The following is a 21633-nucleotide window of genomic DNA, read 5'->3' on the forward strand; positions in this document are numbered from 1 at the left end:
ACTTTTGCATTGGCTCCGGCCTGCCGGTCATTCACGGTAATGGAGCCAGGTCGGGTTTCTGCGTATACCGCCAGGAGGCCCATTTACCAGCCTTGCATTACCTATGTCTCGCATCCAATCCACTCCCCTGTCGCTGCTGGCGCTGCGCTGCCCCCGCTGCCACGAAGGACCCCTGTTTAAATCGTCGGCATTTAACCTGAGCAAGTTCACCGAAATGCCCGAGCACTGCCCGGTTTGCGGACAAACCTACGAGCCGGAGCCCGGGTTTTACTGGGGCGCCATGTTCATCAGCTACGCGTTTACGGTGGCCATTTTTGTTACGTCGGGCGTGCTGCTGTACTGGCTGGCCGGCGACCCGGCCCTGTGGGTATATATAGCCACCGTGAGCATTGCCGCCCTCCTCACCATGCCGCTGGTGCTGCGTTACTCGCGGGCCCTCATGCTTTACCTGTTCGGTGGCGTGCGCTACGAGCCCAACCGCGCCGCCGGCACTTCCCGCCCGTAGCGAAACGCGTTTTCACGCGAAACTGCCTGCTCTTTTTCTTCGGCTGAAGGAAAGAAGCGGGCGGTTTCGGTTTTCGGGACCGGCAACTATTTCTTCGTGCGGTCCTGGTACCTAAACTGATTTGTCAGGCCTGTGTAAGGCTGGCCGTCGAGTTCGGCGTAGGGGTAAATGAAGTAGTTGAGCGGGCCGGCCTGCTGGCGCGGAGCCAGCGTAAGGTCGCGGCCACGGGTAAACTCCACGCGGTTTTCGTCGTGGGCTCCGAAGAAGTACTCCCGCTGGGCGGGGTTCTTGGCCGCTTCGGAGGCATCGATGGGCACCCAGCCGGTGGCAGCGGTGTAGAACTCGGCCCAGCAGTGGTAACCTTTCACTTCGCCCTGGCCGCGCTCGGCGGGCAGCGGAAACCCTATGCTGAAGCGGGCCGGAATGCCCAAGGCGCGGCAGTAGCCAATGAACAAGGCGTGAAAATCGGTGCAGTTGCCGCGGCGTTCGTCGCAGGCGTAGTAGATGTCGCCCCGGCCCCAGCCCTGGCCCGTTTTGTCGTATTTCACGGTGGCCACCACGTGGTTGTAAATGGCGCGGGCTTTATCGAGCTCGGTTTGCGCTTTTGCCTCGGTCACCACCTGCCGTGCCCAGCGACGGATGCTGTCATCGAGAGGCACGAGGCCGTCGGCGGCCAGCCAGCGCTGCATGTTGGGGTCGAGGGGCTCGGTGGTGGCTTTGCGGGCGGTGGCATTACCGGCCGCTACGGCCGGGTTCAGGTGCTCCCGACGCGTTACCTGGAAACGCATGGCAACGGTGAAGCCCGCCGCTTGGGGCGCTTTCACTTTCAGGTGCAGCACGCGGTTGCCGTAGGGCGCGGCCAGCATTTCATAGGGCAGCGGCGAGTCAACCTCCAGCTCCCCGATTTCCTGCGACGGATCGGTATGGGGCACAGGCAGCCACACGTCCAGCTCGCGCGCAGTGGCGGGCAGGGCGGGCACCGTGGTTTGGTACTCGAAAGCAAAGCGGCGCACCCGGGGCGTACGCGCGGTTACATCGGTATTAGGAAGGGTGCTGGCCAGCATGGGCAACAACATAAGGGCGTAAATAGCCTTGCGCCAGCATGGCAGCCGCAGGAAAGAAACGGGAATCAGCAAAGCAGCAATAAGTAATGAAGCGCGGTAGTCGGCGGCCCCGCAAAGGTACATCCGCCCAAGTGCAACCGCCGTCGGGAGAAAACCGACCAGCCACAGCCCTAGCTAGCCGGGGCCGTTCTACCGTCCTTTCGGAAATTTACCAACGGCCGCGGGGCGGGGTTTTGCGGCCGCTTGCACGGGGCTGGCTACCACTACAAAGTCCAGCTGAAAATCGTTGCGGATGGCATGGTCGCCGAGGTTCTGAAAGAAGTTGGCCGAGTTAAACGTCACGCCAAATTGGGTGCGGTCGACGGTGGCCCGGCCGGCTACGCGCAGCTGCCCATTTACCATGCGGCTAACCTGCACCGGAAACTGCACAGGCTTGCCGATGCCTTTGAGCGTGAGCTGCCCGCGGGCGGTGGCGCCACTCACCTCGCGCAGCTCAAAAACGGCAATGGGGTGGCGTTCTGCATCGAAGAAATCGGCGCCGCGCAAGTGGCCTTGCAACTGCTCGTTATCGTGGGCAATGGTGCGCATGTCGAACTCGAAGCGGGCGGCGCGCAAGGTGAGGCCATCGGCTTCGATGCGGCCCTGAGCGAGGCGCAGGGTGCCGCTGGGGGCCCAGGTACCTACCTCGGCGTAACCGGTCCAGGTGAGCTGGCTGGCCGAGGCGTCGGCCCGGTACACTTGCGGGGCGTTCCGGAAGGAGCTGGCAATCAGAATCAGTAGCAGAAAGAAAGTAGCTTTCATGGCAAGAGAGGCTTGAAATGTGAGTAGGTGAAACAGTGGTTAGCGGGCCGCTGCTGGAGCAGGCTGCACGTCGGCTTCGGTTTCGATGAGGCCCATGCCTTTATAGAGCCGGCCGGCTTTGTCGCGGGCCAGGATGTACCAGAGGGCGTCGCCGCCGTAGAGTTGCTGGGCGCTGCTGGCGGTGCGCCAGTTTTTGGCGAAGGTGTACGTGCGGCCCTGCCGCAGGAGGCCACCGGGGCAGTTGAAGAGCTGGGCGAATTCAGCGGGCGTTTCTACCATGTTGGCCTGCCAGCCTTGGTCGCTGTACCAAATGAAGCTGCCGCACTCCACGATGTCCAAGTCGGTCACGTCGGCGCGCACCATGGTGCTGTGCTTCCACACGTAGCCGCCGGGCTGGGCGGGGTTGGGCTCGGGGTAGTTGGGGTTGGGCGTGTGCCAAAGCGAGAGGCCCACGGGTACGCGGCGGAGCTTGTCGGGCAGCACGCGGCGGTGGTCGGACCACACGGTGGATTGCGCCTGGAGCGGCAGCGCAGCCAGGGCAAATAAGGCGGCGAGCAGGAGGTGTTTCATGGCCGAAGTCTGAGCGTTAGGTTCGGCTCAAAAGTGGCAGCTCACACAACCGCAAGCGCCCCGAATGCGGATTCGGGGCGTACCAAATCGTGATATGGCACTTGCTTCAGTACTTTTAGCGGGTTTTTCCTGCCCCTCCGCCCAGGTGCCGCTGGATTTTGCTGCGGCAAGGGTTGGCCCCTACTCTACTCGGTATTCGCTGGGGGCCACGCCGGTGAATTGCTTGAAGATGCGGTTGAAAGTGGTCTTCGAATTAAAGCCCGATTCGAAGGCTATGCCGAGCAAGGTGAGGCGGGCCACGTCGGCAGGATTGGCGAGGCGGCGCTTGACTTCTGCCACCCGGTAGCCGTTTACCGCATCGTTAAAAGACTTGCCGAAACCCTGGTTAACGGTAAACGAAATGAGGCGCGGCGCCAAGCCCGTGTGCGCCGACAGTTCGGCCAGCGTGAGCGTGGGGTTCAGGTAAAGCTTGTCGTCCTCGAAAGCACGACGCAGGCGCTCCAGCACCGCGGGGTCTACGGCCGCTGCCGGGCGCTCGGCGGTGGAGGCCTCAGCGCCCGGGACCAATGACGGCGCAGCACCAGCTTCGTGCTGAGGGCCGGCAGTTATGGGCTCGGCTGCCGGCTCAGTAGTTTCGTCGGCATCGGGCCCGAACTCCACGGCTTGCATATCGGCCTGGCGCAGGCCCACCACGCCGATGAGCAGCACCACACCGCCCAGCAGCCAAGTAGAGAAGTCGTACTTGTAATAGAGGTCGTAGAACTCGCGCAGCACCACTTCCACCAGCCACTGGGCGCTTACCAGGGCCAGCACCAGCAGCAAAACCCGGAGCCAGTGCAGGCGCAGCTGCGAAGTTTCGGAGAAATGCTCGGGTAGCCAGCGCCGGTAGCGGCGCAGCAGGCCCAGGCAAAGCACCAGGTACACCATGAGCGACACCCAGGTGCCGATGAACTCTACCCGGTACGTGACGGGCTGGTGCACGTGCTCCCAAAACCACATGCGGGTACTGTAGGGCGTGAAGCGTAACACCCAGTACAACGCGGCTTGCCCCAACACGGGCACAAAATGCCAGACATGCTGGCCCCGTAGCCGAAACCGGTGGTTCAGCAGGCTTTGCACGTAAAAGTACAGCAGCGGCCCAAACGCAAACGAGTAGTAAATGGGCGAAAAGTACAGCTCGGGGTTCTGGCCGTAGAGGTTGGCCTCGCGCCCCAGCCCATCGAGCACCCACAGAGCCATGCTTAACAGCAGCAGGGCCAGAAAGCGGTTGGGCAGACGGTTGAGCGGCGCCGTCCAGAGCAGAGCGGCGGCAAACACGGCCTGAGCCAGCACCGCAAACAGCAGCACGACATTAACGGTAAGCGTAACCTGCATAGAGTGGCGGGCGGCCGCGAAAATGGCGAGCCGGTGCTAAAAGTAAACAGCCGTTCTTTTGTTCCTCCCTACTCCTTGTCTCTTGCACGCAACTGCCTGGACCGGCAAGGCATGCGGCCGGTTCGTCGCCCACCTGAACCAGGCCCTGAGGCGCGCAACTGCCCCCAACGGCAAGCTCCACTATTGCGTTAAGTTGCGCATGGCGCGTGGTTCTGGCCGCATCAGCACCGCAACAGCTCTATTGTTTCATGCCTTCTGAAATCATCAGCCCGTTTGATTGGCAGCGCCTGCTCTGGTCCGATAACATGCCACCCGCCTTCCTGGGTGAAGTCGTTTTGCGTTGTGTAGTCACGTACCTGCTCATCCTGGGCACGCTGCGCATCACCGGCCGGCGACAGGTAAAGCAGCTTTCGTTGTTCGAGCTAAGCATCATTCTGGCCCTAGGCTCGGCCGCCGGCGACGCCATGTTTTACCCCGATGTGCCCAAGCTGCACATTGTAACCGTGTTTGTGGCCGTAGTAAGCCTGTACTTGCTGTTTAACCACCTCACCGAGTGGTACCCGCGCTTCAGCGACTGGCTGGAGGGCAAACCGGAATGCTTGATTACCGATGGGGTTATCGATTTGCAGGTACTTAAAAAGCAGAACCTTACTCACAAGGAGCTATTCGGTGAGCTGCGCCAGATGCAGGTAGAGCACCTGGGCCAGGTGCGGAAGCTTTACTTTGAGGCCACCGGCGAAATCAGCGTGTTTTTTTACCCCACCGATGAGCCGACGCGGCCGGGCCTGCCCATTTGGCCCGAGTTGCTGGCGCAGGCCCAGGCTACCCCACAACCGGCCGGCACCTACGCCTGCAGAGAATGCGGCCACGTAACCGAGTTAACCACCGGGCAGGTTCACGCCTGCGCGCAGTGCCGCCAGAACCACTGGCTCCGGGCCTGCACTGCGCCACGTACCAGCTAAGCTTAACCTTTTCCCGACGAGCTTCGTTAAGGGCCTCCTGAAAGCCGCTTCTTCCGAAGCGGGGTATTTACTCACCGAAAATGTTGCTCCCAATGAAGAAGCTTCTCGTTTTGGCCGCCTTGCTCGCTACGGGTGCCTATTCGGCTAGTGCTCAAACCAGCACCACCACTACCACCAAGCAAACCACCACCACGCCGGCCAGTACCACTACTCCGGCTGAGCTAGCCCCGGCCCCGGCGCCTGCTTCCACCACCACCGTGGAATCAACGACGACCACCGTGGAGCCCGCCACCACGGCAAAACCGGCACCGGCTGTACAGGTGATGCCTGAGGACACCAAAGTGAAGAACAAGCGCAAGAAGGCGAAAGTAAAAACCGACGACTAAGCGCGTAAGCGCAACCGCTTCTCCAGCTGGTTCGCTACCCAAACAAGCCGCCCGCACGCAAAAGAGAGTAGCCGTTGCTACCTCCCTGCGTGCGGGCGGCTTGTTTGTATACGCTTGTGTCGCGCCTATTGGCCCTGCACAGCCGCTACGCCGGCTTCGGCTACGGCGTGGTCGTCTTCCACGGTGCTGCCCGACACGCCAATGGCGCCGATAACGCGGCCGCTACCGTCGGTGATGGGAATGCCGCCGGGAAACGTAATCAAGCCACCGTTCGAGTGCTCAATGTGGTACAGCGAGCCGCCGGGCTGGGAGAGTTTGCCGATTTCGCCGGTTGGCATATCGAAGAAGCGCGCCGTTTTGGCCTTCTTGATGGATATATCGAGGGAGCCGAGCCAGGCATCGTCCATGCGGGCAAAGGCCGTCAGGTTAGCGCCGGCATCTACCACCGCAATGTTCATTTTCACGCCCATTTGCAGGGCTTTCTGGTGCGCGGCCTGCACGGCGGCCTGGGCTTGTTCGAGGGTAATTCCCATGGTGTTGTTTGCGGGGGTTAGTGAATGAATGGAATCTACTACTAACCCGCAGCCCCCGGAATTGATTGGCCCACGGCTGTAATTGCGACGCTAGAATTTGCTTTATAACCATTAGGTCCTCGGGCCAGCACATCTGCAAAAACACCACGCCCGGCATATAATACCACTTGCACTTCGCGTTTCCGGCCGATATTGCCCCCATGCCCGCCCCCACTCCACCGCTTCCGTACTTGGTTATCGACTTCGACAGCACTTTCACCCAGGTGGAAGGCCTCGACGAGCTGGCCGACATTGCCCTGCGCAACCACCCCGACCGCCAACGCATTGTGGCCGAAATAAAGGCCCTGACCGACGGCGGCATGGACGGCTCGGTGTCATTCAGCGAGTCGTTGCGGCGGCGGGTAGCGCTGCTGCCGGCCCGCCGCGAGCATCTGCAGGAGCTGGTGGCGCACCTGCACACCAAGGTTTCCGAGAGCATTCGGCGCAACCAAAGCTTCTTCCAGCAGCACGCCGACCGCGTGTACATCGTCAGCAGCGGGTTTCGGGAGTTTATTGAGCCGGTGGTGGCCGAGTTTGGCATTCCGCCCCGGCAGGTGCTGGCCAACACGTTTCGGTTTGATGAAGCCGGCAACATCATCGGTTTCGACGAAGACAATCCGCTGAGTCGCGACGGCGGCAAAATTCAGCAATTGCGCGAGCTGGGCCTGGAAGGCGCCGAAGTATTCGTGCTCGGCGACGGGTACACCGATTACCAGATTCGCGAAGCCGGCCTGGCCGACCGCTTTTACGCCTTCACCGAAAACGTAAGCCGCACCGCTGTGGTGGACCGCGCCGATGAAGTAGCGCCCACTTTCGATGAGTTTCTCTACCAGAACAAGTTGCCGATGACCCTGAGCTACCCCAAAAACCGCATCCGCGTACTGCTGCTCGAAAACCCCGATGCCCGCGCCGCCGAACTGTTCAAAGAAGAAGGTTACCAGGTAGAAACCGTGCCCGGCGGCCTCGACGAGGACGAGCTGGTGCAACGCATCGAGGGCGTAAGCATCCTCGGCATCCGCTCGAAAACCCAGGTTACGCCGCGGGTGCTGGAAGCCGCTAACCGCCTGATTGCCGTGGGCGCGTTCTGCATCGGCACCAACCAAATTGACCTGACGGGCTGCATGCTGAAGGGCGTGGCCGTGTTCAACGCGCCGTTCTCGAACACGCGCTCGGTAGTGGAGCTGGCCCTGGGCGAAATCATCACGCTGGCCCGCCGCATTCCCGAAAAAAACGCCCGCATGCACCGCGGCGAGTGGGACAAATCGGCCCGCGGAGCGTTCGAAATTCGGGGCAAAAAGCTGGGCATTGTGGGCTACGGCAACATCGGTTCGCAGCTGTCGGTAGTAGCCGAGGCCGTGGGCATGCAGGTGCTGTACTTCGATATTCAGGAGAAGCTGCAGCTGGGCAACGCCCGCAAAATGCGCACCCTCGATGAGCTGCTGCAGGAAGCCGACGTGGTTACGCTGCACGTAGACGGCCGCCCCGACAACCTAAACCTCATTGGCCCACGCGAACTGGCCCTGATGAAGCCCGGCGCCCTACTGCTGAACAACAGCCGCGGCCACGTGGTGGATGTAACGGCCCTTGCCAACGCCCTTCACAGCGGCCACCTCGGCGGCGCGGCGGTGGATGTGTTTCCCTACGAGCCCAAAACCAATGACGAGAGTTTCGAAAGCGAATTGCGCAGCCTGCCCAACGTGCTGCTCACGCCCCACATCGGCGGCAGCACCGCCGAGGCCCAGCGCAACATCGCCGAGTTCGTGCCCGAGCGCATCATCGGCTACGTGAATTCGGGCAACACCCAGCAGAGCGTGAACCTGCCTAACATTCAACTGCCCGCCCAGCAGCAGGCCCACCGCCTCATTCACATTCACCAGAACGTGCCGGGCGTGCTGGCCCGCATTAACAACGTGCTGGCGGCCCACCAGGTGAACATTCTCGGTCAGTACCTGAAAACCAACGAGCACATCGGCTACGTGATTACCGACGTGAACCGCGAGTACGACCAGGAAGTAATCAAGGCCCTGCGCGAGGTGGAACACACGATTAAGTTTCGGGTGCTGTATTAACGCTCAGTCCACTATGTTATCAATCCTTTGGACTCTTTTGCTGGTAACAAGCAGTAACCAGCCGGTAATTAAGCCATTAGCCCCAATACCTACATGGGCGCAGGTCCGCTGGCAGGCTATAAATCTGGATGGAGCGTTTAGTCGCGCGGCTTATGCCCAACCCGGTTTTCTGCAGGCCGATTTCAATGGCGATGGTCAGCGCGACATTGCAATACTCATCACCCGGAAACAGAATAGGAGCCAAGGGTTAGTAATCCTGCACCGGGGTCAAACTGCTTACCACGTGTTGGGCGCGGGTTCACCGTACATCACCGATATGCTTTATTCCAGTTTCGGATGGGTTACATACTGGAAGTTGTATATCAACACCAGCACGTTCGAAGTGCTGTTCGACAAATCGGGAGAAATGAATGGCGAGCGAAACGTCCGTCTCCGGCATCCTGCTATCGAAATAGGGAAGGAAGAAGTGGGTGGTGGTATGATTTATTGGAATGGAAAGAAGTACGTCTGGCTGCATCAAAGTTGCTAGATACCCAGCTGCAAAAGCTGTTGCCCACATCATTATGTGAAGGCGCGCCATACGTAATGCTAGCGGCGCCAAGTATTTTTGTCGGAAGTGCTTACCCGATATTAGCCGCGCTTTCCACTTAATGAAGTCTTACTTTTTGCTGGGCTTGCTTGGGCTTGCTAGTGCCGCCGAAGCCCAAACCGATTCGGTGCGCATCACCGCTCAGCGCACCTTGGTGCTGAAAACTTCTCCCATCGACCTGCTAATTCCGCACAAAACCACGCTGTGGCTGAGCGCCGAAAAGCGGTTGAGCAACAAGTTCAGCTGGCAGACCGACGTGGGCTACATCTTCCGCGACGACGCCCTGTTCGACTTCTCGGAAGTTGTTAATGCCTCGTTTCCCAGCACCGACCGCCAGGCGTTAAACTTCAACCTGAAAACCGAAATACGCCGCTACCTCTCCAAGCGCGACATTGGTATGCGTGGGGCTTATGCTGCCGCCCAGCTGTTTTACAAGCAGGTGAACTACAACAGCAACCAGGCCCCGGAATACGATTGGTACGAGGAAACCGACCTTCTAATGGTCACTTCCTATTGGCGTGCTGCCCGCCGCGGCCCCGAGGACAACTATAAAATCAAGCTGCAGGAAAAAGGTGGGCACCTGAAAATGGGCTACCAGCACATCTTCCGCAACCGCTTCACCTTCGACAGTTTTGTGGGCCTCGGCGTCCGGCACTTCAAAGAGTCGCAGGACATCGGCGAGCAAAACCCGGACTCCAGCTTCTCGGGTAACGGCTCGGTTATTCCTTCCCTGGCTTTCGGCTTCAAGCTAGGGTACGCTTTCTGATCAACTACCCTCACTATTCACGCAAAACCGGCGGCCCCTATTCAGGAGCCGCCGGTTTTTGCGTTTTACACTCAGCCACTTGGGCTGCCTGCACTCATTAATTGCTGGTAGTGGTGGCAGGGGCAGCTGCTTCGGCGGCGGGCTTACGAATAAACAACGACTGCTTGGTGGTAGCAGTGCCCACGGTTAGGTGCAGATAATAGTCGCCGGCGGGCAAGCCGGTGAATTCCAGGGTTTGGTGGTGCCCCCCGGCAGGCCGGCGGCGGTAGTCCGATACGCGCACGGCCGAACCGCGCTGGTCGTACAGCACCCAGCCCACGGGCGTGGGTTCGGGCAGCTGGTACGAGAGCTGCACCACACCGTTGCTGGGGTTGGGGTAGAGGCTCATTTTGTGCAGTCCCAGGCCCGGCCGGCCTACGGAAGCCGCCAGCGGGGGAAGCTCTTCTTCCTGCACGGCCTCCAGCTTCCACTGCTGGTTGGCGTTGCCGTTATAGCGCCACTGCTGCAAGCCGCCCTCAATCGAATCTTTGTCGGTGAGGGCCTTTTTGCTGTGTTTAGCCACCAGTTTGAAGTAGCCGTGCTCGGCGGGCTCAATGCGCCACACCTGGTTGTTGCCGCTGTAGTAGGTCCACAGGTTCAGGGGGGCGCCGTTGTTGGTGGCGCTGCCCAGTACTTCCAACACCTTGTTGTTGCCCGGTACCACCAAGCGGTAGAAACCGTTGCCAATGCTTTCGATGCGCCACTGCGGGGCCGCGTTACGGGCGGTTTTCACCGGGGCGGCCCCCACTACGGGCTGGTACGCGCGGCTGTTAGGGCGGCTAGGGTCTACCACTTCCAGCGGCTTGCGCGAGCTGCGCGAGGTGAGAATGTACACCGCCGCCTGCGACTCGGCGGGCAGCTCCACGGGCTTGCCGGGGGCTTCTTCTACCGCCGCCTGGGCCGTCTCGGGTTCGGTGGCGGCGGGCGCGGGCGTTGGCGTGGCGGGAGCCGGTTGGGCAACCGGTGCCGGCTGGGCGGCTACGGACGTCGGTTCGGCCGGTTTGGCCGCTACCGCCTTCGCCTGCTCTGGCTTGGGCGTGGCAGGTTTGGGGGTTTTCTTGCGGGGTTCCGGCTTGGGAGCGGCAGGCTGAGGAGTCGCGGCCACGGCTTTGGCCGGCTCTGCCGGGGTGGGCGTTGCCGGAGCTACCGGCGCGGGCGCTGCCGGGGCCGGAGTGGGCGCCGGGGTAGCCGCCGCTACCGGAGCCGGCGTAGCCGGTGCGCCCAGCGGGAAGAGGTAAGTTGTGGGAATAAGCTGCGCCGCCTGTCCGGGGGGCACCCACATCAACTGAAGCTGGGCGTCGCCTTCGGCGTCGGTGTACTCCAGGCGGATGGAGGTTTTTTCGCCCGCGGCCAAACCTACGCTGCCGCCGGCTACAAAGCCGCCTTTGCTGCCCTGCCAGGTATCGAGCACCTTTTTGCCGTTAATCCAGAGGCGCACTTCGTCGCCGGACTGGGCAATGAAGCGGTAGCTGCCTGTGCTGGGCGCAGCCAGCTGGCCTTCCCAGCGCACGGAGAAGTTATCGGCAGGCAAGCCGGCGGCGGGGGCGCCTTGCCCCCATTGAAAGTCAATGGCGGCGTCGACGCGGCGCAGGGCCGGCGCACCGGCCAGTGAGCCATTCGTGAAATAGCTACCGGAGAGGCCGTTGCCGGGCGTTTGAACGGGCAACTTGGCAACCGATACGCCAGCGGCTACCCGGCTCAGGCGAGCCTCGACCGGCAGCAGGGAAACAACCGGGGCGGCATCGGCCAACGTAGTGCCACCGGCCCCAAGGCCAGCAAGCAACGAGTAGAGTAGGAAGCTACGCACGGGACAAAAATTCGAAGTGATAGACCAAACGGCGGGCTGAATTTACAGTTTCTCCGCTAGCCAACCCAACCTCTAGCCGGTCCGCTTTCGAACACCGACGTTTTACCCAAGCAGTTCTTGCTATAGCCCAATTCTATTGTCTCTCAAGCTCCTCCATAATGTTGGACTTATGCGGTGCACTGCGTAGTATTGAAGATTATTAAGCCGGCGGCATCCGGATACTTCGCTATCGAATGACATTTTACACCCCCGGGCTGCACGTGCTGGCAACTTTCTCGGCCCCGGTGCAGCACCTGACCGATGCGGCCGCGTGCCGGCTTTTTTTCGATGAGCAAATTCAATACTTGGGCTTGGCCAAAGTGGGCGAAGCTTACCACACCTTTCCCAACAGCGGCTTTACGGCGGTGGTGGCTTTAACCGAGTCGCACCTGAGTATTCATACCTGGCCCGAGTACGGTCTGGCCACGTTCGATGTCTTTCTTTCGAACTACCAGCGCGACAACTCTGCCACGGTGCAACAGCTGTACGCGGCCACGCTGCGGTTTTTCGAAGCCCAGGAGCAAAGCAAAACCGAAGTACGCCGATGAGTACTGCCGCTCAGCCAGCGTTCCGGTCGGCGCAGTTTTACTGCCCGAAATGCGATGCTCCCATCACGTACTACGACCTCGACAACAGCGCTTACTACGCTTGCCCCGACTGCCGTACGTACTTTCAAAACCAGCATACCAGGCCACCCAAGCTTTTCGGCGAGTATGCTAAAGGGCCAGATTTTGTCCCCCAGCTACTCTCGTTGGGCGCTACCGGCACCTTGCCCGACGGCTTAACCTACCGCGTCATCGGCTATTCGGCCCGGCACGAGGCCAAGTCGGCGGTATACAAATGGGGCGAGTACCTGCTTTTCAGCCCGCCGGCCAGCTACGCCCAGCTGGCGGTGTTCGAAGGCCATTGGCTGCTCATCAAACCCACCGAGCAGCCGAATAATGTACTCAAAGCCAACACCGTAAACGCGCACGTGATGGACGCGGGTGTGCGCTTCGACATTTACAACCGCTACTCCCCACGCGTGCCCTATGCCGTGGGCGAGTTCGACTGGGACCTGCGGGCCGATGAAAAGCTTGACGTGGCCGAATTCATTGCGCCGCCGCTGATGCTGATTCAGGAGTACAGCCAGAGCACCAAAACCACCGAGTGGTACCGAGGTGAACACCTGGAGCCCGCGCAGGTAGCCGCGGCCTTCGGCCTCGATACGGAAGCGCTGCCGACCCGCGAGGGCGTGGGCGCCGTGCAGCCTGCGCCCGGCGAGTCGTACTGGCGGCCGCTGCTCAATTTCACACTCTTCATGGCTTTGCTGGTGGTGGCGGCGCAGCTTTTCGTCGGACTAATGCGCCCCAGCCAGCAATTACTGGCCGATTCCTACCGCACCCAACACGAGTCAACAGGCACTCCGGCCGAGCAGGGCGCCGTTATTATAACTCCTTCGTTTACCGTGAGCGGCCCGGCGGCCCTGGAAGTCAGCCTCAGCGGCGACGTAGACAATAATTGGATGGAGCTGCCCGTGGCGCTGGTAAACGAAGGCCAGGGACCCAGCTTCGAGTTTACCAAGGCCCTGGAGTATTACCACGGCTACGAAGACGGCGGCAGTTGGTCGGAGGGCAGCCCTTCCGATGAGGCCATGCTAAGCCGGGTGCCTTCGGGCCGCTACCACCTGAACATTTACCCGATTTCCGAGCGCGGGTTGTCGCACCTCGTTTCGGTGCGCGTCACGCAAAACCCCGCGCTGGTTTCCAACACCCTGCTGCTGGTAACGCTGCTGTTTGCCTATCCCGTAGCGCTGTACGTGTGGCGGTACTTCCACGAGCAGCAACGTTGGCAAAACAGCGACTACGGCCCCAGCAACGAGTAAAGTCCATCCGCTCTATGTTCGAACACATCCGAAAATTCCGCCTGTTCGCCGCCGTGGCTTTGCTGGCCCTGGGCGGTTTCGTGTGGGCCGGCCTCACGGGCACGCGCCTGCTCGGCGACGACAACGAAAGCACCGAAAACCTTAACGGCTACGGCGGCGCCCGCTCGGGCGGCGGCTCGGGCGTCCGCTACTACCACAAGTAACTTCTGCTCCATGGAATACCTCAACGCCAAGCTCATCGCGGCCTCGCTCATTTACTCGCTGCTGGGCATTTTCATCCTGTTCGTGTGCTTCTTCGTGTTCGATAAGCTGGCCCCGCGCACGTTGCGCCGCGAAATTCTGGAAGAGCACAACACCGCCTTTGCCATTGTGGCCGCCTCCTTCGTGCTGGCCGTGGCCCTGATCATCAGCTCGGCCATTCATGGCTAACGGCCCCACGGTGGCCGAGCGCCGCCCGCCCGCACCCGTCCGCCAGCCCGACCACCTGCCGGCTCTGCTGCTGGGCTCGGTATTCGTTATTGCCACCTGCGGGCTGATTTACGAGCTGATTGCCGGCACGCTGGCCTCCTACCTGCTCGGCGACTCGGTCATGCAGTTTTCCACCATCATCGGGGCCTACCTGTTCTCGATGGGCATCGGCTCGTGGCTGTCGCGTTTTCTCGATGCCCCGCTGCTCAAGTGGTTTATCCGGCTCGAAATTCTGGTGGGCATTGTGGGCGGCATCTCGGCGCCGCTGCTATTCGTGCTCTTCGAGTACGTCACTTCGTTCCGCCTGATTCTCTACGGGCTGGTGGGCCTCACCGGCATTTTGGTGGGGCTGGAAATTCCGCTGCTCATGCGGATTCTGGAGAACCGCTACGAATTCAAAGACCTCGTTTCGCGGGTGTTCACCTTCGATTACATCGGGGCACTGTTGGCTTCCCTTATTTTCCCGTTGGTGCTGGTGCCGCAGCTGGGCCTGATTCGCACCTCCTTGTTTTTTGGGGCGCTGAACGTGGCCGTGGCCGGTATCGTGCTGTATCGGTTCCGCGAAACCCGCCCCTACCGCCGCCGCTTTGCCGGCGTTATTGCGGCTACGCTGCTGGTGTTGGGCGCGGGGTTTGTGTACGCCGAGCGCATTCAGACCTACACCGAAACCATGGCCTTTCAGGACCAGGTTATCTACAGCAAAAGCACGCCCTACCAACGCATCGTGCTTACCAAGAATAACCGCGAGCTGCGGCTGTTTTTGAACGGCAACCTGCAGTTTAGCTCGGCCGATGAGTACCGCTACCACGAAGCCCTGGTGCACCCGGCCATGCAGGCCTTGCCCCGCGCCCGCCGCGCCCTCGTGCTGGGCGGCGGCGACGGACTGGCCGTGCGCGAGCTGCTGAAATACCCGCAGCTCCGGCAAATCCGGCTCGTCGACCTCGACCCCGGCATGACGCGCATTTTTCAGCAAAACGAGCTGCTGCTGGCCCTCAACAACCGCGCGCTACTGCACCCCAAGGTGGAGGTTATCAACGGCGACGCCTACCGCTGGGTGCGCGAGGACACTACCCGCTACGATTTGCTGGTAGTGGATTTTCCCGACCCCTCCAGTTACTCCATTGGCAAGCTGTACAGCACGGCATTTTACCGCGAGCTGGACAAGCTGCTGGCTCCCGGTGGGCTACTGGTGGTACAAAGCACCTCGCCGTACGTGGCGCGCCGCTCGTTCTGGTGCATCAACCACACCCTGGCCGCGGCGGGTTTCCACACCATCCCCTACCACCTGTACGTGCCCTCGTTTGGCGAGTGGGGCTACGTGCTAGCAGGCCGCAACGGCCACTGGCGCGGCGACGGGCCGCTGCCCAAAGACCTGCGCTACATCACCCCGGAGGTTATTCGCCAGATGCTGGTTTTCCCACCCGATATGGCCGAGCTTCCGACCGAGGTCAATCAGCTCAACAACCAGGCCTTGGTGCATTACTTCGAAGAGGATTGGGGGCCTTACACGCATTGACCACGGGCAAACCATGAGTAACCAGGAACCGAGCAAGGCTGGACCGTTCCGGCTGGGCCGCCGGGAGTTTGTCGCCCGTACCGGGGTGGGGCTGGCCGGCTTGCTGCTGAGCCCCGGCCTGCTGCCCTCCTGCGCGCCGGCGGCCTCGCGGGCTGCTGTTCCGGGCGGCATGCGCGGCGCGAACCACGCCGTGGGGCACCTGCTGCGCCAGCCTAGTAAGTTGCCCACACCGGCGCACACCGTCCAAACTGAAGTGCTAATTATCGGTGGTGGCGTAACCGGGCTGTCGGCTAAGCGCTGGCTGCACCGCCACGGCATAACCGATGTGCTGTTGGTGGAGCTCGACGAGCAGGTGGGTGGTAACGCTTCTTCGGGCCGAAACGAGGTATCGGCTTATCCGTGGGGCGCTCATTACCTCCCCATCCCCGACACTCGCAACCACGAGCTACTGGAGTTTCTGACCGAGGCCGGCGTAATTACCGGTACCAGCGAAGCAGGCCTGCCGGTCTACAACGAGTACTACCTCTGCCACGACCCCGAGGAACGGCTGCACATTCACGGCCATTGGCAGCAAGGCTTAGTGCCCAACCTGGGCGTACCGCCCGCCGACCTAGCGCAAATCGCCCGGTTTCTGGCGTTGGCGGAGCAATTTCGCCAAGCCCGAGGTGCTGACGGCCGCGACGCTTTTGCCATTCCCCTCGACCGTTCCTCCGCCGATCCGCAGTTTCGGCAGCTCGACGCGCTGTCGTTTGCCGACTACCTCACGGCGCAGGGATTTACCTCGCCCTACTTGCGCTGGTACCTCGACTACTGCTGCCGCGACGACTACGGTGCCCCCGCCACCCAAGTCTCGGCCTGGGCCGGCATCCACTATTTTGCCGGCCGCAAGGGCCAGGCCCACAACGCTGCCGCGGCCGATGTGCTAACCTGGCCCGAAGGCAACGGCTTTTTGGTTAACCACTTGCGCCGGCAAACGGCTGCGGGTATAAAGGCCGGTACCTTGGCCTACGGCTTACGCGAAACCACTGCTGGCGTGGAAGTCCTGACCTACGACGTGGCAACGAAGCAAACCACCCGCATCGAAGCCAAACGCGTGCTGCTGGCCACGCCGCACTTTGTTACGCAGCGCCTGCTGGCTGACGCGTGGCCGGAGGCGCCCAAGCTTAACGTATACCACGCGCCCTGGCTGATTGCCAACCTCACGGTAGCCGGTTTGCCGCAAGGACCGGGCGTACCGCTCTGCTGGGACAACGTGCAGTACGGCAGCGCTTCGCTGGGGTACATCAATGCCAACCACCAGAACCTCGGTTCCGACCTGGGCTCCAAGGTGATAACCTTCTACTGGCCGCTTTCCGAAGAAGCCCCCGATTTAGCCCGTCGGCGCGCTTACCAGACTTCTTACGAGGATTGGATGACGCAAATCCTGAGCGAGTTAGAAACCGCTCACCCCGGTATTAGCGCCCACTTGCAGCACGCGGAGGCGTGGGTGTGGGGCCACGGCATGGTAGCGCCCACGCCGGGCTACCTGTGGAACTCCGAACGCTTCTCCGCGGCCCAGCCCAGGCACGGAAAGCTGTTTTTCGCGCACACCGACCTGAGCGGGGTATCCATTTTCGAAGAGGCCTTTTACCAGGGAATCAGGGCTGCAAACGAAATTCTTGGTCAGTCCGCATGAGCCAACCCTGGATTCGTTCGGCCCGCTACGACGGGCTCTTCATTCTGGCGCCGCCTTTTCTGGCGTTGCTTGTGGTCATGCTTCTGCCCGCCTCGTTCCGCTCGTCGGCCAGCATGCCGTTGCTTGGCTGGGTGATGCTGGTGCTGCTCATCGATGTGAGCCACGTGTACAGCACCTTGTTCCGCACCTACCTCGACCCGCAACGGCGCCGACAGCGGTGGCTGCTGTTCTGGGTAGTGCCCGCGCTGTGCTACGCCGCCGGCGTGGCCTTGTACCTGGCCGGGGGCGGCTTGCTTTTCTGGCGGGTGCTGGCCTACCTCGCCGTTTTCCATTTCATCCGACAGCAATACGGCTTTCTGCGCCTATACGCCCGGCAAGAAGCGTCCACTTTCCGCTGGCTCGATACGGCCATCATTTATTACGCCACCATTTACCCCTTGCTGTACTGGCACTTCTCGCCGCCGCGCAACTTTAACTGGTTTATTGATGGCGACTTTGTGCGCCACGACTGGTCCGTGGGCCGCTACGTAGCCACGGGGCTGTACGTGCTGGTGCTGCTGCTTTACTTAGGCAAAGAAATTCACCTGTGGCTGCTTACCCGCAACGTCAACTGGCCCCGCAACCTGCTGGTCGTTGGCACGCTGGTGTCGTGGTATTTCGGCATCGTGTACTTCAACGGTGACCTGGCGTTTACCCTGCTCAACGTGGTGTCGCACGGCATTCCGTACCTGGCGCTGGTGTGGAGCAGCGGCCCCCAACGGCAACCCAATGGCAAGGCCGCGCGCCGTGGCGTGTGGGCCGGCCGCTACGGCTTGATGGTGTTTCTGGGTTTGGTGGTGGTGCTTGCTTACCTAGAGGAAGGCCTCTGGGACGGGTTGGTGTGGCGTGAGCATGCCTCCGTGTTCAGCTTTTTTCAGCTCCTGCCGCACGTAGCCGACTCTACCCTGCTGGCGTTGCTGATACCGCTGCTGGCCCTGCCCCAAGCTACGCACTACGTCCTCGACGGATTTATCTGGCGGCGCGCCGGCCAGGAGGCTCAAAAAGCGGCTCTGTAGATTCGATTGCCGCGCAGCCTAAACGCACCGCGGCCCGCTCTGCACTAGCAAAGCGGGCCGCGGTGTTACACTTTAAACCGTTGCTTACGCTGCGTCGTCCTCGGCGTACGCGGCGCCGGTGCCGGCCACGATGTTCTTTTCTACGATTTCGCGCGCCAGGTTCAGGTAACTGATCGAGCCTTTGCTTTCGGCGTCGTGCAGGATAACCGGAATGCCAAAGCTCGGTGACTCCGACAGCTTCACGTTGCGCGGAATAATGGTATCGAATACGAGCTGCTGGAAGTGTGTTTTCACTTCCTCCACCACTTGGTTGGAGAGACGCAGACGCACGTCGTACATCGTCAGCAGAATGCCTTCAATATCGAGAGCCGTGTTCAAGCGGCTCTGAATGATCTTAATGGTATTCAGCAGCTTGCCCAATCCTTCCAAAGCGAAGTACTCGCACTGCACCGGAATGATTACCGAGTTAGCGGCCGTGAGGGCGTTAACGGTAATCAGGCCCAACGACGGCGAACAGTCGATGATGATGAAGTCGTACTGCTCGGCAATGGGCGCCAGAGCCAGCTTCATCTTTTCCTCGCGGTTCGGCAGGTTGATCATCTCCACCTCGGCCCCCACTAGGTCGATGTGCGAAGGCATCAGGTCGAGGTGGGGCAGAATGTTGGTTTGCAGGATGATGTCCTGGGCGTTGATGCCGTCGACCATGCACTCGTAGATGCTGTGCTGGATGTCCTTCGGATCGAAGCCCACGCCGGAGGTGGCGTTGGCCTGCGGATCGGCATCTACCAGCAGGGTGCGGTATTCCAGCGCCGCCAACGAGGCCGCAAGGTTAATGGACGAGGTGGTTTTGCCCACGCCGCCTTTCTGGTTAGCTACCGCAATGATTTTGCCCATGTAGTCGCAGCTTGCCGGCGGGGAAACAGCCGCCGGTAGCGGTAAAGTTAATTACAAAGAAAGCGTTTGCCCGATTTTCATCAACACGAGCTCCTTGCCGGCCAACATGGCTTGGTCCATGGCCTTATCGTCGTCGACGGCAATGGGCGGGAACGTGTCGTAGTGCATGCCAATGATGCGGAAGCAATTCAGCCAGCTGGCGGCGGTCAGCGCATCGGCCACGCCCATGGTAAAATGGTCGCCGATGGGCAGCAGGGCTACATCTACGCTGTGCTGTTCGCCGATGAGCTTCATGTCGTAGCTCAGGGCCGTGTCGCCGGCAAAGTACAAGGTCTTGCCTTCCGATTCGATGATGAAACCGCCGGCCACGCCGCCGTACGAGCCGTCGGGCATGGAGCTGGAGTGCGCCGCCGGCACCATTTTCACGGTACCGAAGGGCAGGGCCACTTTGCCGCCTAGGTTCATCTTCAGGTCGGCCTTCAAGCCTTTGGCTTCAAACCAAGCTAGTACTTCGAACATGCCCACGAGCTGAGCTCCGGTGCGCTTGCCTATTTCCTCGGCGTCGGCTACATGGTCGCCGTGGCCGTGGCTGAGCAGGATGTAGTCGGCCTCGATTTTCTCTACGTCGATGTCCTTCGCCAACGGGTTGGGCCGAATAAACGGGTCGAAGAGCAAACGACTGCCGCCGGTTTCGAGCAGGAAGCAGGAATGGCCGTAATACGTGAGTTTCATAGAGGGCACAAAGCGGGTAAGAAGCCGGCGGAAGGCCGCGGATTTAGCCGTACTTTGCTACAAATATACACCTCTTTTGCCTTCCGCATGCCCCGCTTTTTGGCCTGTTTCGGGCCGTTTCAGGGTTATTTTGAACGTAACTCCTTGGCGCTTTTCTACTCTAGTCCCGTTAGCATCAGTGCCCACATTAGGGGTTTTGTTGCTTCTTCGAGCCGGGCTTCGGCCGCTTTATTTCAGCTTGCCTTGCTGTGCATTGCGCTTGTAGCAACAAGTTGCGGCAGTGCTGAAAAGCCCGCCGATGTGCGCCGCGTATTCCGTTACAACCAGCCCGAGGCACTGACTTCGCTTGACCCGGCCTTTGCCAACAAGCAGGCCAATATCTGGGCCGTAACCCAGCTCTACAACGGCCTCATCGAGCTCGACGATTCGCTACGCCCCGCGCCGGCCCTGGCCCGCCGCTACGACATATCGCCCGACGGCCTGCGCTACACCTTCGTGCTGCGTCCCGGCGTGCGTTTCCACGATTCGGAGGTATTTCTCGGGGGTAAAGGCCGCGAAGTAAAAGCCCAGGACGTGGTGTATTCCTTCCGGCGCCTGCTCGACAAGCCCACGGCCAGCCCCGGCGGCTGGATTTTCCGCGGCAAAGTCATCGAAAACGCTGCCGGCGAGCCAGCCGATACCGCCTTTGTGGCCGCCAACGACTCCACGGTGCGCATTTACCTCAAGGAGCCGTTTATTCCTTTCCTCGGAATTCTGACGATGCCCTACGCCTACGTGGTGCCGCGCGAAGCCGTGCAGCGTTACGGCAAGGACTTCCGCGAGCATCCGGTGGGCACCGGGCCTTTCGTGTTCAAGCGTTGGGACGAGGGCTCGGCCATTGTGTACCACCGCAACCCCGGCTACTGGCGCCGCGACGCCCAGGGCCAGCCCTTGCCCTACCTCGACGCGGTACTCATCAGCTTTATTACCGACCGCAAAACCGAGTTTTTGACCTTCCAGCAGGGCAAGCTCGATTTCCTCTCGGGCGTGCGCGAAGGCTCCCGCGACCTGATCATGAACCCCGATGGCACCGTGCGCGAAGACTTCGCGGGCCGGTTTCAGCTGCAGAAAGTACCGTACCTGAACACCGAATACCTCGGTTTCCAGCTCGACCCCAAGAACCTGCGCGGTGAGGCCAACCAGCCCGCTCTGCGTGATGTGCGGGTGCGGCAGGCGCTGAGCTACGGCGTAAACCGGGCCGAGTTACTGGCTTATTTCATCAATAACGTAGGCCGGCCGGGTACCTCCGGTTTCGTGCCGTCGTCTTTGCCTTCGTTCAGTGCCGAAGCGGTGCCGGGCTACACCTACCAGCCGGCCAAAGCCCGAGCCCTGCTGCGCGAAGCCGGTTACGGCCCAGGTAGTAAGCCGCTACGCCTGCGCCTGAGCACCGTGGCCGAGCGCAAGGAAATTTGCGAGTACCTGCAGAAAAAATGGGCTGAATTAGGCATTGAAGTGGCCATCGACGTGAACCAGGCCGCCGCGCACCAAGAGTTGGTAGATAACGGCCGTGCCGCCTTCTTCACCAAGTCGTGGCTCGGTGACTACCCCGATGCCGAGAACTACCTGGCCTTGTTTTACAGCCCGAACTTCAGCCCCGCCGGCCCCAATAAAACGCATTTCCGCAACGCTGCTTACGACAAGCTCTACGAACAGGCCAAGCTGGAGCGCAACGACCAACGCCGCTGGCAGCTGTACCAGGCCATGGACCGCTTGGTGGTAGCCGAGTCGCCCGTTATTTCGCTGTATTACGATGAAGTAGTGCGCCTCACCCAAAACAACGTGCGCGGCCTTACCCCCAACCCCATGAACCAGCTGGTGCTGGAACGCGTGCGCAAAGAGTAGTTTAG

Annotated in this window: 22 protein-coding genes; 14 read left to right on the forward strand and 8 right to left on the reverse strand. The window is 61.0% G+C overall.

All coding sequences use genetic code 11. The features are described from left to right. Positions 1 to 103: 103 nt before the first annotated feature. Positions 104 to 505: a DUF983 domain-containing protein gene (locus tag ABD903_RS03330; protein WP_345221390.1), complete on the forward strand. Its 402-nt coding sequence runs from the start codon at positions 104 to 106 to the stop codon at positions 503 to 505. Between the two features lie 86 nt (positions 506 to 591). On the opposite strand, the gene ABD903_RS03335 is transcribed toward ABD903_RS03330, so the two are convergent. The 4 genes from ABD903_RS03335 to ABD903_RS03350 all read right to left on the reverse strand — a co-directional run bounded on the left by ABD903_RS03335 (position 592) and on the right by ABD903_RS03350 (position 4314). Beyond that, a complete protein-coding gene (locus tag ABD903_RS03335) occupies positions 592 to 1641 on the reverse strand; it encodes a transglutaminase-like domain-containing protein (protein ID WP_345221392.1) in 1050 nt (349 codons plus the stop codon). 117 nt (positions 1642 to 1758) lie between these two features. Then, complete coding sequence (locus ABD903_RS03340; protein ID WP_345221394.1) at positions 1759 to 2370, reverse strand: YceI family protein; 612 nt, start codon at positions 2368 to 2370, stop codon at positions 1759 to 1761. Between the two features lie 39 nt (positions 2371 to 2409). Further along, the gene (locus ABD903_RS03345) at positions 2410 to 2940 is read right to left on the reverse strand and encodes a hypothetical protein (protein WP_345221396.1); all 531 of its coding nucleotides are present in this window, start codon (positions 2938 to 2940) and stop codon (positions 2410 to 2412) included. 180 nt (positions 2941 to 3120) lie between these two features. Then, positions 3121 to 4314 carry a helix-turn-helix domain-containing protein gene (locus tag ABD903_RS03350; protein ID WP_345221398.1) on the reverse strand — a complete coding sequence of 398 codons (1194 nt, stop codon included), beginning with the start codon at positions 4312 to 4314 and terminating at the stop codon, positions 3121 to 3123. A 248-nt stretch (positions 4315 to 4562) separates the two neighbouring features. Here ABD903_RS03350 and ABD903_RS03355 point away from each other — a divergent pair, with 248 nt between their 5' ends. Continuing rightward, a complete protein-coding gene (locus ABD903_RS03355; protein ID WP_345221400.1) occupies positions 4563 to 5276 on the forward strand; it encodes a DUF421 domain-containing protein in 714 nt (237 codons plus the stop codon). Between the two features lie 92 nt (positions 5277 to 5368). Continuing rightward, complete coding sequence (locus tag ABD903_RS03360) at positions 5369 to 5662, forward strand: hypothetical protein (protein ID WP_345221402.1); 294 nt, start codon at positions 5369 to 5371, stop codon at positions 5660 to 5662. A 125-nt stretch (positions 5663 to 5787) separates the two neighbouring features. On the opposite strand, the gene ABD903_RS03365 is transcribed toward ABD903_RS03360, so the two are convergent. Continuing rightward, positions 5788 to 6195 carry a GlcG/HbpS family heme-binding protein gene (locus ABD903_RS03365; protein WP_345221404.1) on the reverse strand — a complete coding sequence of 136 codons (408 nt, stop codon included), beginning with the start codon at positions 6193 to 6195 and terminating at the stop codon, positions 5788 to 5790. Positions 6196 to 6395: 200 nt separating this feature from the next. Between ABD903_RS03365 and serA the strand changes: the two genes are divergently transcribed. From serA to ABD903_RS03380, 3 genes are all read left to right on the forward strand, one after another. Continuing rightward, positions 6396 to 8303 (forward strand): phosphoglycerate dehydrogenase, encoded by a 1908-nt coding sequence (serA, locus tag ABD903_RS03370; protein ID WP_345221406.1) that lies wholly within the window; start codon positions 6396 to 6398, stop codon positions 8301 to 8303. Between the two features lie 13 nt (positions 8304 to 8316). Next, positions 8317 to 8832, forward strand: coding sequence for a hypothetical protein (locus ABD903_RS03375; RefSeq protein ID WP_345221407.1), 516 nt, complete (start codon positions 8317 to 8319; stop codon positions 8830 to 8832). A 121-nt stretch (positions 8833 to 8953) separates the two neighbouring features. After that, complete coding sequence (locus ABD903_RS03380) at positions 8954 to 9658, forward strand: hypothetical protein (RefSeq protein WP_345221408.1); 705 nt, start codon at positions 8954 to 8956, stop codon at positions 9656 to 9658. Between the two features lie 97 nt (positions 9659 to 9755). On the opposite strand, the gene ABD903_RS03385 is transcribed toward ABD903_RS03380, so the two are convergent. Next, complete coding sequence (locus tag ABD903_RS03385; RefSeq protein ID WP_345221410.1) at positions 9756 to 11504, reverse strand: PA14 domain-containing protein; 1749 nt, start codon at positions 11502 to 11504, stop codon at positions 9756 to 9758. Between the two features lie 233 nt (positions 11505 to 11737). Here ABD903_RS03385 and ABD903_RS03390 point away from each other — a divergent pair, with 233 nt between their 5' ends. The 7 genes from ABD903_RS03390 to ABD903_RS03420 are packed head-to-tail and all read left to right on the forward strand — an operon-like array spanning position 11738 to position 18121. Next, positions 11738 to 12091, forward strand: coding sequence for an S-adenosylmethionine decarboxylase family protein (locus tag ABD903_RS03390; RefSeq protein WP_345221412.1), 354 nt, complete (start codon positions 11738 to 11740; stop codon positions 12089 to 12091). After that, positions 12088 to 13407 carry a DUF4178 domain-containing protein gene (locus ABD903_RS03395; RefSeq protein ID WP_345221414.1) on the forward strand — a complete coding sequence of 440 codons (1320 nt, stop codon included), beginning with the start codon at positions 12088 to 12090 and terminating at the stop codon, positions 13405 to 13407. The genes ABD903_RS03390 and ABD903_RS03395 overlap by 4 nt, the downstream gene beginning before the upstream one ends. Before the next feature lie 14 nt (positions 13408 to 13421). Then, a complete protein-coding gene (locus ABD903_RS03400; RefSeq protein ID WP_345221416.1) occupies positions 13422 to 13610 on the forward strand; it encodes a hypothetical protein in 189 nt (62 codons plus the stop codon). A gap of 10 nt (positions 13611 to 13620) precedes the next feature. Continuing rightward, entirely contained in the window at positions 13621 to 13836 is a 216-nt protein-coding gene (locus ABD903_RS03405; RefSeq protein ID WP_345221417.1) for a DUF350 domain-containing protein, read from the forward strand. Continuing rightward, positions 13829 to 15391 carry a polyamine aminopropyltransferase gene (locus tag ABD903_RS03410; protein WP_345221419.1) on the forward strand — a complete coding sequence of 521 codons (1563 nt, stop codon included), beginning with the start codon at positions 13829 to 13831 and terminating at the stop codon, positions 15389 to 15391. Before ABD903_RS03405 ends, ABD903_RS03410 begins: the two co-directional genes overlap by 8 nt. A 13-nt stretch (positions 15392 to 15404) precedes the next feature. Next, the gene (locus tag ABD903_RS03415; RefSeq protein WP_345221421.1) at positions 15405 to 17066 is read left to right on the forward strand and encodes an FAD-dependent oxidoreductase; all 1662 of its coding nucleotides are present in this window, start codon (positions 15405 to 15407) and stop codon (positions 17064 to 17066) included. Continuing rightward, positions 17063 to 18121, forward strand: a complete 1059-nt coding sequence (locus tag ABD903_RS03420) for a hypothetical protein (protein ID WP_345221422.1) — start codon at positions 17063 to 17065, stop codon at positions 18119 to 18121. Before ABD903_RS03415 ends, ABD903_RS03420 begins: the two co-directional genes overlap by 4 nt. Positions 18122 to 18205: 84 nt before the next feature. On the opposite strand, the gene ABD903_RS03425 is transcribed toward ABD903_RS03420, so the two are convergent. Together ABD903_RS03425 and ABD903_RS03430 are read right to left on the reverse strand one after the other, a co-directional pair. Further along, positions 18206 to 19015: a ParA family protein gene (locus tag ABD903_RS03425; protein WP_345221424.1), complete on the reverse strand. Its 810-nt coding sequence runs from the start codon at positions 19013 to 19015 to the stop codon at positions 18206 to 18208. A gap of 51 nt (positions 19016 to 19066) precedes the next feature. Continuing rightward, positions 19067 to 19747 (reverse strand): metal-dependent hydrolase, encoded by a 681-nt coding sequence (locus tag ABD903_RS03430; RefSeq protein ID WP_345221425.1) that lies wholly within the window; start codon positions 19745 to 19747, stop codon positions 19067 to 19069. A gap of 300 nt (positions 19748 to 20047) precedes the next feature. On the opposite strand from ABD903_RS03430, the gene ABD903_RS03435 reads away from it, so the two are divergent. Beyond that, positions 20048 to 21628, forward strand: coding sequence for an ABC transporter substrate-binding protein (locus ABD903_RS03435; RefSeq protein ID WP_345221426.1), 1581 nt, complete (start codon positions 20048 to 20050; stop codon positions 21626 to 21628). The last annotated feature ends 5 nt before the right edge of the window (positions 21629 to 21633 follow it).

Origin of the sequence: Hymenobacter koreensis, assembly GCF_039541855.1 — a bacterium.
GTDB classification, from domain to species: Bacteria; Bacteroidota; Bacteroidia; order Cytophagales; family Hymenobacteraceae; genus Solirubrum; species Solirubrum koreensis.